We start from the raw sequence: 9,224 nt of genomic DNA on the forward strand, positions 1-9,224 counted from the left end.
GCCGGCTGCGCATCCACGTCGCTTGACCCTGGCATAGAGGGCGGCACCATAACCAGCCGGTCATCTGGCCGCAAGTTGAGGCGAATCAAGGAGAACCGGCGGGGATGGAGGTCGTGGCGGCGAGTCCCGATCCGGTGCGCATCTCCTTCCTGGCGGCGCTGCTGCGCGACGCGGGCATCGATTGCGCCGTGCTGGACGCGCACATCAGCGCGGTGGAGGGCGGCATCGGCGCCTTCCCGCGCCGCCTCGCCGTGTCCCGCGCCGACGCGGCCGCGGCGCGGCGCGTGCTGCGCGACGCCGGCGAAGCGCCGGACGGATGAGCCCCGACGACGGCGCCGCCGGGGCGGCGGGGGGCGACGGAAGCGGCACCACCACGGAGGACCGGCTGCTCGGCGGGCGCGTCTTGCTGCGCCAGCCCCGCCGGGGGCTGCGCGCGGGCCTCGACGCGGTGCTGCTCGCGGCCGGCGTGCCGGCGCGTCCGGGCGAGCGAGTGCTGGAAGCGGGCTGCGGCAGCGGCGCCGCCATGCTCTGCCTGTCGGCGCGGGTGCCGGGCCTGGCGTTGGTCGGCGTGGAGCGCGACCCCGCCCTCGCGGACCTCGCCGCCGCGAACGCCGCGACGAACGGGCTCCCGCCGGACCGCGTGGCGCTGCACAAGGCCGACGTCCGCGACCTGGCGCTGGCGCGCGCCCTCCCGCCCTGCGACCACGCCTTCGCGAACCCGCCCTACTGGCCCGGCGGCAGCGCGCCGCCGGACCCGGCACGGCGCGGCGCCACGCACGAAGCGGGGGCGGACTTGGCGGACTGGGCGCGGTTCCTGGCGGCTGCGCTGCGCCCGCGCGGCAGCCTGAGCCTGATCCTGCCGGCGGCGCGGCTCGAAGCGGGGATGGCGGCGCTGGCCGCGGCCGGGTGCGGCGGCGTCCGTCTGGTGTGCCTATGGCCCAAGGCCGGCGAGCCGGCCCGGCGGGTGTTCCTGCAATCGCGGCGTGGCGGGCGCGGCCCGGCGCGGATCGGGCCCGGCCTGGTGCTGCACGAAGCGGACGGGCCGTTCACCGCCGCGGCCGAGGCGGTGCTGCGCGACGCGGCGCCCTTGCCCGACCGCGCGTGACGACGGCGGTCGGCCGGCCGGCCGCTCAGCGGTCCACGGGTTCGGGGTGGCGCAGGTGCCAGAGCCGCTCGTGCGCTGCCACCAAGCTCTCCAGGTGGCGGCGACGGTTGGTGTCGGGACTGGCCGGGCGGCGTGTCAGCATCATCTCGACGATGCCGAGCAGCTTCTCGGCCACTTCGAAATCCCCTTGGTCGCAGGCGTGGTGGAAGGCGATCAGGATCTTGTCCGACAGCCTGCGGCTGTGACGCGGCGCCGCAGCGCCCCCGGCGCGGCCCCCGCCCCCCTTGGGCCCGTCCTCTTCCGTGTCGTCCACCATGGATCCGTTTCCGGCGTGAAACGCTTTTATGCCACGTCGTGGCCTACAAAGAAACCCTTCCGTTCCGTCGGAACGCCAATCCGCTCAGTTGGTGGCGGCGGGGCGGTTCGCAAGCTGCGCCGAAACGGCGGCGGCCAGGGCCTCCGGGGCGGTGTCCGGCCGGAACAAGCGGCGGACGCGGCCGTCCGGCCCGACCAGGTAGGTGAAGCCGGAGTGGTCCACCAGGTACTCGGCCGTGTCGGGCTTGCGCGACTTGGCGTAGTAGACCCGGTAGAGCCGCGCCACGGCCGCCACCTGCTCAGGCGTGCCGGTCAAGCCCACCATGCGGGGGTGGAAGCGGCCCACGTAGTCGGCGAGCATCTCCGGCGTGTCGCGCTCCGGGTCCACCGTGATCAGCACCGGCACCACCGACTCGCCGGCCGGACCCATCGCGTCCAGGGCCGCGGCGATGGTGCCGAGTTCGGTCGGGCAGACATCCGGGCAGTAGGTGAAGCCGAAGTAGACCAGCATCCAACGGCCGGCGAAGTCGCGGTCGGTCACGGCGCGGCCGGTGTGGTCGGTCAGGCTGAACGGGCCGCCGAGCGAGACGCCCTGCGCGAGCTGCACACCGCCGCCCGCGGAGGGCACCGGCATCTCCGCCCCGAACAACCGGCCGATCCGCCCGGCGAAGGCCTCCGCCAGCCCCTCGCCCGGCGCGCGGGTCATCCAGGCATGGGCCCAGACCCCGCCGAGGAGCAGGACGAGCAGCAACGAGACGGCGCGTATGGTGCGGAGCATGACGCGCCGTAATTGGCAGCGCCCGGCCCCGTCCGCCAGGGCCCGGCGCCGCAGCGCCGCCGGTCGGTGCCGGCTCGCCCCGTTCAGGGAAAGCGCGCCCCCGGTTGAAGCGACGAGAAGGTGCTGTCGGGCGAGTGTCGCCCTGGCAGGGGCCGCCGCCAACCCTCCAAAAGGCGGTGTGCGTTCATGCCCCGCGTCCGCGGTTGTTCGGGCGTGAATTCATCGTCCCCCACGTCCGCACGGGCCGCTCCCGCGATCGGCGGGTAGATGAACCCCAGCATTCGCGCGAACAGGGCCAGGTCGGCGGCGAGCGCGGCACGGAGCGACTTCGGCCCTCGTTCCGTGCGCTCCAGCACCGGCAGGAACGGCCATTCCAATCCAGCGATCTCCGCGACCAGACAGCTAGGCGGGTGCGGAGAGCCGCTCGGACGGTCGCGGACCTCGGCTCCCCGACGGCGGGCGCGACCCGGCGTCTTGCAGGCCCCCATCCGCTCGGCGGAGCAGGACGCGCACGCGGTGGCCTAGCTTGCGGACGCGCGCGGCGTCCACGGCGGCGGAGGCCAAGGCGGCTTCCCGGGTCTGGAACCGGCCGCAGCGCTGGCCTTGGAAGTTCACGGTCCAGTGGCTCCCGTCGCGCTCCACGACGTATTCGAGGTCGACGCTGTGACCCATGGCGTTTCCCCACGCGTTGCGGAAATCCGCCGGGTGCCCGCGCGGACGCGGACCGGCACTCTGTCGGCCGCTCCCTCTTCGCCGCCGCGCGCCCGGGCCGCATTGATTTCGGTCAAGCCGACGCCCCTTTTCGCTCCGTTTACGCCATGCCTTCCCCTGCGAGGGAAGCGAGTCCCGACACGGACCCGGCGGTGACCCGGAGCGGCCTGCCCGGCGGCCCGCCTGACCGAGATCAATGCGTGGGCGGGCCGGACCAGCTACCCTGCCGCGGCACCACGGGGCCGAGGCCGGCATGTTCGAGGACGGGTGATGGCCACCAGGACGCCGATGGGCGGCGGCGCTGCCCTCCGCCGGCCCGTCCGGCAACCGCCGCGGAGCGTGGACGCGCCCTTGCGAGGCGTCCGGCACGTTTCCCCCGGCGGCCGGAACCAGCCGCGCGGCCGCGTCGGAAAGGCCGGGGGGCGGGCGCGCCCATGGGCGGAAACGGGCCGGGCCGGCTTCCGCGACGGCGGCCGATGGGCGTGAACGGGGCGGCGGTCGCCGTCGAACCGGGCGACCCGCTGCCGCTCGGGCCGCGCGAAACGGGCGACGGCTTCAACGTCGCCGTCTTCAGCCGCCACGCCACCCGCATGTCGGTCGTGCTCTTCGACGCGGGCGGCGCCGCCGTCCGCACGGTCGCGCTCGACCCGGCGCGGCACCGCACGGGGGACGTCTGGCACGCCCGCCTCGTCGGCGACCTGCGCGGCTGGGGCTACGCCCTGCGCGCGGAAGGGCCGTGGTCGCCGGACGCCGGGCACCGCTTCGACCCGCGCGCCCTGCTGCTCGACCCTTACGCGCCGTCGCTCGCCGGCCGCCCGCGCCCCGGCGCGGCGCGCTGCCTGCTCGCCGACGACCGCTTCGATTGGGGCGACGACCGGCCGCCGCGCCATCCCTGGCGCGACACGGTGATCTACGAGGCCCACGTCCGCGGCCTCACGGCGCACCCCTCTTCCGGCGCGCGGCACCCGGGCCGGTTCCTCGGCGTGGCGGAGGCCATCCCGTACCTGCGGGCGCTCGGGGTCACGGCGCTCGAATTGCTGCCGGTGCAGGAAGCGCCGGAGGAGGCCGGCACCGGCTGGGAGGACCCCGAGACCGGCGGGCCGCTGCGGAATTACTGGGGCTACGACCCGGTGGCGCTGTTCGCGCCGCGCGCCGCCTACGCCGGCGAGGCGCCGGGCGCGGCCGTCGCCGAATTCAAGACCATGGTGCGCGAGTTGCACCGGGCCGGCATCGAGGTGATCCTGGACGTCGTCTTCAACCACACCGCCGAGGGCGGGGAGGACGGGCCAACCTTCTCGTTCCGCGGCCTCGACAACGCCATCTACTACATGCTCCTGCCTGGCGGCGGCTACGCCGACTACACCGGCTGCCGCAACACGCTGAACTGCAACCACCCCGTCGTGCGGTCGCTCATCGTGGACTGCCTCCGGCACTGGGCGACGCAGATGCGCGTGGACGGCTTCCGCTTCGACCTCGCCGCCGTGCTCGGGCGCGGCCGGGACGGGGCGATGCTGCCCAACCCGCCGCTGCTGGAGCAGATCGCCGAGGACCCCGTGCTGCGGGACGTGAAGCTCATCGCCGAGGCCTGGGACGCCGCCGGCGCCTTCCAACTCGGGACCTTCCCGGGGGAGCGCTGGGCCGAATGGAACGCGCGCTTCCGCGACGACGTGCGCCGCTTCTGGCGGGGCGACGCCGGGATGGCCGGCGCCTTCGCCACCCGGCTCTGCGGCAGCGCCGACCTCTACGCCGACGGCGGCGCCATGGACGGCCCGCTGCGCAGCGTCAACTTCGTCGCCTGCCACGACGGCCCGACGCTCAACGACCTCGTCAGCTACGCCAAGCCGCACAACGAAGCCAACGGTCCGGACGGGCCGGTCCCGGTGGACGCCTTCGGCGAGAACAACGGCGCCGAAGGACCGAGCGAGGACGCCGGGATCGAGGCGGTGCGCGCCCGGCAGGCCAGGAACATGCTGGCCACGCTGTTCCTCTCGCGCGGCGTCCCCATGCTGCTCGGCGGCGACGAGTTCCGGCGCACCCAGCGCGGCAACACCAATGCTTGGTGCCAGGACAACGCGGTCTCTTGGCACGACTGGACCTTGGTGTCGCGCCACGCCGGCCTGGTGCGCTTCGTCCGGCGCCTGGCCGCGTTCCGGAGCGCACACCCGGTGCTGGCCGCCGAGCGGTTCTACACGGACGCCGAGGTGTCGTGGTTCGGCCCCGACGGCGGGCCGCCCGAATGGCACGGGCCGGAGAACCGCGTCGGGTGCCTGGTCCGGGAGGCGGGCGCCGTGCCCGGCGCGCTGTGCCTGCTCTTCAACGCGTCCGGGAGCCTGCCCGCCCGCTTCCCGCTGCCCGCCGCGACGGCCGGGGGCTGGCGCGTCGCCATCGACACCGCGGCCCCGGAGCCGGGCGACGCCGCCGACGCCGGCGGCGAAGCCCCCGCGCCGGAGGTGCCCGTCCTGCCGCCGCGGTCCACCATGGTGCTCGTTTCGCGCTGAAGGAGGCCACCGCCCCATGACGCCGCTCGACCCCTACTTGGCCCGGACCAGGATCGCCTACCTCTCCATGGAGGTCGCGCTCGACCCGGCGATCCCGACCTACGCCGGCGGCCTCGGCGTGCTGGCCGGCGACACGGCGCGTTCCTGCGCCGACCTCGAATTGCCGGTGGTGTTCGTCACGCCGGTCAGCCGCGACGGCTACCTGCGGCAGGAGATCGGGTCTGGCGGGGAGCAGATCGACCACCCCGACCCTTGGGACCCGGCCGCCCACGCCACGCCGCTGGACGCCATGGTGGCGATCCGCATCGAAGGGCGCCCCGTCTGGATACAGTCGTGGCTGTACCGGCACGCCTGCCCACACGGCGGCTGCGTGCCCGTGATCCTGCTCGACACCCGCCTCGAACAGAACGACCCCGCCGACCGCGGCATCACGGACCGGCTTTACGGCGGCGACGAGGCGCTGCGCTTGAAGCAGGAGGCGGTGCTCGGAATCGGCGGCGAGCGGATGCTGCGCGCCCTCGGCTTCGAGATCCAGACCTGGCACCTGAACGAAGGCCACGCCGCCCTGCTCACGCTCGCGCTCCTGCGCCGCCACCGCCTTTCCGCCGGGCGCCCGGCCGAAGGGCCGCTGCTCTACGACCTCGACCCCGTCCGGGAGCGCTGCGTGTTCACCACGCACACGCCGGTGGAAGCCGGCCACGACCGCTTCCCCTACGACCTCGTGTCGCACGTCCTCGGCGATTTCTTCGAGATCGACCAGCTTCGCCCGCTCGCGGGCGAGGACGCGCTGAACATGACGCGCCTGGCGCTGAACCTGAGCGCCTGGGTCAACGGCGTCGCGTCGCGGCACGCGGAGACGGCGCGGCGCATGTTCCCCGGCTACCGCATCCGCGCCATCACCAACGGCGTCCACGTGCCCACCTGGACACACCCGGCCTTCGCGCGGCTGTTCCAGCGAATCGCCCCCGATTGGGCGCACGACCCCGACACCCTGGTGCGGGCCGACCGCTTGGAGGACGCCGCGGTCCGCGCGGCGCACGCCGAGGCGAAGGCCGCGCTGGTCGAGGAAACGAAGGCGCGCTGCGGGGCGGCGCTCGATCCGGCGCTGCCGGTCGTCGCCTTCGCGCGCCGCATGACGGGCTACAAGCGCCCCGACCTGCTGTTCTCCGACCCCGGGCGCCTCCGCGCCATCGCCGCCCGCTGGCCCTTCCAAGTCGTGGTCGCTGGCAAGGCCCACCCGCGCGACGGGGGCGGCAAGGCGCTCATCCGCGCCGTCCACGAGCAGGCCCGCGCCCTGGAAGGCGCCGTGCCGGTCGCGTTCCTGCCCGGCTACGACATGGCCTTGGCCAAGGTGCTCGTCGCCGGGGCGGACCTTTGGCTCAACACGCCGTTGCCGCCGATGGAGGCGTCCGGCACCAGCGGCATGAAGGCGGCGCTCAACGGCGTCCCCAGCCTCAGCGTGCTGGACGGCTGGTGGGCGGAGGCCTGCGAGGAAGGGGTGACGGGCTGGGCCATCGGGCGGGACGGCGACGCCGCGGAAGCCGCCGGCCACGCCCGCGACCTCTACGCCAAGCTCGAGGGGACGGCGCTGCCGCTCTGGCACGGCGACAAGGACCGCTGGACCTGGATGATGAAACAGGCGATCGCGCGCATCGGCAGCCGCTTCCACAGCCAGCGCATGATGCGCCGCTACGCCGCGGAAGCTTACCTCAGGTGAGCGCCGGCTGGCTGAGGCCGATCCGGCGCCGAGCTTTCGATGGACCCTCGTGGGGATGGCGCATGTCGGACGTGACGAGGCGGGAAGCGGTGGTCGCGGGCGCGTCGGCCGTCTTCGCGTGGCCAGCGACCGCGCGCGCCGCCGAACCGGGTGAGCGCCCGCCCCCGGTGGGCGGCGAGGTCGATGCTGGCGCGGTCCGCTTCAGCTACGTGTCGGAGGTCGTCGAGAAGCCGGGCGCCCATGGCCTGTTCGCGGTGAAGAACGAGGTCAGGAACACCGGCCCCGCCGGCCTGCATTTTTCTTGGGAGAAGGCCGGGCTGGTCCACTTCCCGCGGCCGCTGCCCGCGGGCGCCCAGGCCAACGCTTGGCCATCGGCGCCGGGCGCGTCCGTACGGGTGGACTCGGACGCTCCGCTCCTCTTCGACGGGGAGCCGAAGCGCGCGGAAGCGCAAGCCTACGTGCCCGTCCCCGCGGGGCCGGTCCATGCGAGGCGGCCGGCCGCGCCCCGCTCGCCGGCGCCCGGCTCCACGAGGATCGCGTCCTCCATCGAACTGCCGAACGGAGGGCTGGTCGGCTTCGACGCGGAGGTGGCGATCGGGGTGGACGGGCAGAGCGTGCGGTACAGCGCCAACCTCTCGCCGGCGTCGTTTTCCCTCGCCCTCGGGGGTGTGGTCGAACTGCTCGGGGACGAGGGGCTGGCGGTGCGCGTGGCCGCGGAGCAAGGGTACAAGGCGCGTGTGTCCTCGTTCGAGGCTATGCTCCCGGAGGACGGGGCCAAACCCCCGGCGAACTGGCTGCGCGACCTGTCTATTCTGTCGGGGCGCTTGTTGACCATCGAGCCCGACGCCACGCGCGACGGGCAGATCGGCCTGACGTTCCGGACCAAGTTCCGGACGTTCCAGGCGGTCGAAAGGGCCTTCGTCGTCCTGGGCCCGACCGGGGAGCCGGTCGTGGCCGGCATCGTCATGGGGCTGACCATACCTCGCGGCTGACGCGGGGGCGGTCGGCGTGCGCCTCCACCGGCGGCTGATCCAGGTCAAGGAGGCCCGCGCGCGGCCGGTCCAATGTGGCCTCCGGCGCTGCCGCGCACGGTTGCCGCGCCCGGGAGGGCCGAAGGATGAATCGACGCGCGTTCCTGTGCCTCGTTCCGCTCGCGCTGCCCGGGATCGCCGCGGCGCAAACCGCGCCATCGCCGCCCTGGCTGGGCTCCGGCCCGCCCCGGACGCAGGCGGAGCGCGCGGAGCGGCACCGGTGGATGCAACAGAACTGGGATGCCTTGACGCCCGAGCAGCGCCAGCAGGCCGAGGAGCGCTTCCGCCGGGGTATGGGTCCGCGGGGGCCCGGCGCCGAAGAGATGCAACGGCGCTGGCAAAGCATGACGCCCGGGCAACGGCGGGAGCTGATGATGGGCCACCGGCTCGGCCGGGAGCCGCACGGTCCGGGGCGGGGCGTCCGGCAACGCGGGCCGGACTAGGCCCGTTTCAGGCGGTCTGGAATCGGATGGTGATCGGGAGCGGCTCGGCGGAGCGTGATTCGTGGGTCTCCGGCTTCGGCCGGGGGCGGCGATGGCGTGGCGGCGGGGACGGGCCCACGGGCCTGACTTGCGGGCGAGGGTCCTGGCGGCGCTGGACGCGGGCGCGACGGTGCGGGAAGCCGCCGAGCGCTCCGCCGTGAGCCCGTCCTACGCGGCCAAGGCGCGGCTGCGGCGCGAGGCGACGGGCGAGGTCGAGGCGCGGCCGCAGCGGGGCGGGCACCGGCCGCGGCTGCTGGCGCCGCACGAGGCGGCGCTGCGGGCGCGGGTGGACGAAGCGGACGACGCGACGCCGGCCGAGCCGCGGGCTCGGCCCTCGAAGAAGCGCGGCGTTCCGGTGAGCCTCGGCGCGGTCTGGGCGGCGGTCGCCCACATGGGCCTGACGCTCAAAAAAAAGCGCTCCAGGGCGGCGGAGCAGGACCGCCCGGACGTAGCCGTGGCCCGCGCCGCCTGGGCGGGCCTCGCGCCGCGGCTCGACCCGTCGCGCCTTGTAGCGCGACAATCTGGATGAGGAGCCGTATTGCCTCATCTGAGAATGCTCCCGGGCCGGAGCCCGTTGCCTCATGACC

The 9,224-nt window shown here is 74.5% G+C and carries 11 protein-coding genes; 7 read left to right on the plus strand and 4 right to left on the minus strand.

Annotation, left to right across the window (positions count from 1 at the left end):
* The first annotated feature begins 104 nt into the window (after nucleotides 1–104).
* Both ABD067_RS19865 and ABD067_RS19870 read left to right on the plus strand, forming a co-directional pair.
* Nucleotides 105–320 (plus strand): putative signal transducing protein, encoded by a 216-nt coding sequence (locus ABD067_RS19865; RefSeq protein ID WP_343897125.1) that lies wholly within the window; start codon nucleotides 105–107, stop codon nucleotides 318–320.
* Nucleotides 317–1,105, plus strand: a complete 789-nt coding sequence (locus ABD067_RS19870; RefSeq protein WP_343897126.1) for a tRNA1(Val) (adenine(37)-N6)-methyltransferase — start codon at nucleotides 317–319, stop codon at nucleotides 1,103–1,105. The genes ABD067_RS19865 and ABD067_RS19870 overlap by 4 nt, the downstream gene beginning before the upstream one ends.
* Nucleotides 1,106–1,130: 25 nt before the next feature.
* On the opposite strand, the gene ABD067_RS19875 is transcribed toward ABD067_RS19870, so the two are convergent.
* From ABD067_RS19875 to ABD067_RS19890, 4 genes are all read right to left on the minus strand, one after another.
* A complete protein-coding gene (locus ABD067_RS19875; RefSeq protein ID WP_343897127.1) occupies nucleotides 1,131–1,421 on the minus strand; it encodes a hypothetical protein in 291 nt (96 codons plus the stop codon).
* A gap of 84 nt (nucleotides 1,422–1,505) precedes the next feature.
* Nucleotides 1,506–2,198, minus strand: a complete 693-nt coding sequence (locus ABD067_RS19880; RefSeq protein ID WP_343897128.1) for an SCO family protein — start codon at nucleotides 2,196–2,198, stop codon at nucleotides 1,506–1,508.
* A gap of 83 nt (nucleotides 2,199–2,281) precedes the next feature.
* Nucleotides 2,282–2,575, minus strand: a complete 294-nt coding sequence (locus tag ABD067_RS19885; protein ID WP_343897129.1) for a hypothetical protein — start codon at nucleotides 2,573–2,575, stop codon at nucleotides 2,282–2,284.
* A 25-nt stretch (nucleotides 2,576–2,600) separates the two neighbouring features.
* On the minus strand, nucleotides 2,601–2,870 hold the full coding sequence (locus ABD067_RS19890; protein WP_343897130.1) for a hypothetical protein: 270 nt from the start codon (nucleotides 2,868–2,870) through the stop codon (nucleotides 2,601–2,603).
* Nucleotides 2,871–3,385: 515 nt separating this feature from the next.
* Here ABD067_RS19890 and ABD067_RS19895 point away from each other — a divergent pair.
* The 5 genes from ABD067_RS19895 (at nucleotide 3,386) to ABD067_RS19915 (ending at nucleotide 9,166) form a co-directional block, all read left to right on the plus strand.
* Nucleotides 3,386–5,407, plus strand: a complete 2,022-nt coding sequence (locus tag ABD067_RS19895) for a glycogen debranching protein (protein ID WP_343897131.1) — start codon at nucleotides 3,386–3,388, stop codon at nucleotides 5,405–5,407.
* A 16-nt stretch (nucleotides 5,408–5,423) separates the two neighbouring features.
* Nucleotides 5,424–7,124: an alpha-glucan family phosphorylase gene (glgP, locus tag ABD067_RS19900; protein WP_343897132.1), complete on the plus strand. Its 1,701-nt coding sequence runs from the start codon at nucleotides 5,424–5,426 to the stop codon at nucleotides 7,122–7,124.
* A gap of 62 nt (nucleotides 7,125–7,186) precedes the next feature.
* A complete protein-coding gene (locus tag ABD067_RS19905) occupies nucleotides 7,187–8,116 on the plus strand; it encodes a hypothetical protein (RefSeq protein WP_343897133.1) in 930 nt (309 codons plus the stop codon).
* Between the two features lie 125 nt (nucleotides 8,117–8,241).
* Nucleotides 8,242–8,598 carry a hypothetical protein gene (locus tag ABD067_RS19910; protein WP_343897134.1) on the plus strand — a complete coding sequence of 119 codons (357 nt, stop codon included), beginning with the start codon at nucleotides 8,242–8,244 and terminating at the stop codon, nucleotides 8,596–8,598.
* Nucleotides 8,599–8,725: 127 nt separating this feature from the next.
* Complete coding sequence (locus ABD067_RS19915; RefSeq protein ID WP_343897135.1) at nucleotides 8,726–9,166, plus strand: hypothetical protein; 441 nt, start codon at nucleotides 8,726–8,728, stop codon at nucleotides 9,164–9,166.
* Nucleotides 9,167–9,224: the final 58 nt, after the last annotated feature.

This window comes from Craurococcus roseus (genome assembly GCF_039523795.1).
GTDB classification, from domain to species: domain Bacteria; phylum Pseudomonadota; class Alphaproteobacteria; order Acetobacterales; family Acetobacteraceae; genus Craurococcus; species Craurococcus roseus.

Coding starts and splice junctions, on each gene's coding strand:
- ABD067_RS19890 (WP_343897130.1), bottom strand. CDS start 2,870: ATGGGTCACAGCGTCGACCTCGAATACGTCGTGGAGCGCGACGGGAGC.
- ABD067_RS19875 (WP_343897127.1), bottom strand. CDS start 1,421: ATGGTGGACGACACGGAAGAGGACGGGCCCAAGGGGGGCGGGGGCCGC.
- ABD067_RS19910 (WP_343897134.1), top strand. CDS start 8,242: ATGAATCGACGCGCGTTCCTGTGCCTCGTTCCGCTCGCGCTGCCCGGG.
- ABD067_RS19880 (WP_343897128.1), bottom strand. CDS start 2,198: ATGCTCCGCACCATACGCGCCGTCTCGTTGCTGCTCGTCCTGCTCCTC.
- ABD067_RS19870 (WP_343897126.1), top strand. CDS start 317: ATGAGCCCCGACGACGGCGCCGCCGGGGCGGCGGGGGGCGACGGAAGC.
- ABD067_RS19865 (WP_343897125.1), top strand. CDS start 105: ATGGAGGTCGTGGCGGCGAGTCCCGATCCGGTGCGCATCTCCTTCCTG.
- ABD067_RS19895 (WP_343897131.1), top strand. CDS start 3,386: ATGGGCGTGAACGGGGCGGCGGTCGCCGTCGAACCGGGCGACCCGCTG.
- ABD067_RS19905 (WP_343897133.1), top strand. CDS start 7,187: ATGTCGGACGTGACGAGGCGGGAAGCGGTGGTCGCGGGCGCGTCGGCC.
- glgP (WP_343897132.1), top strand. CDS start 5,424: ATGACGCCGCTCGACCCCTACTTGGCCCGGACCAGGATCGCCTACCTC.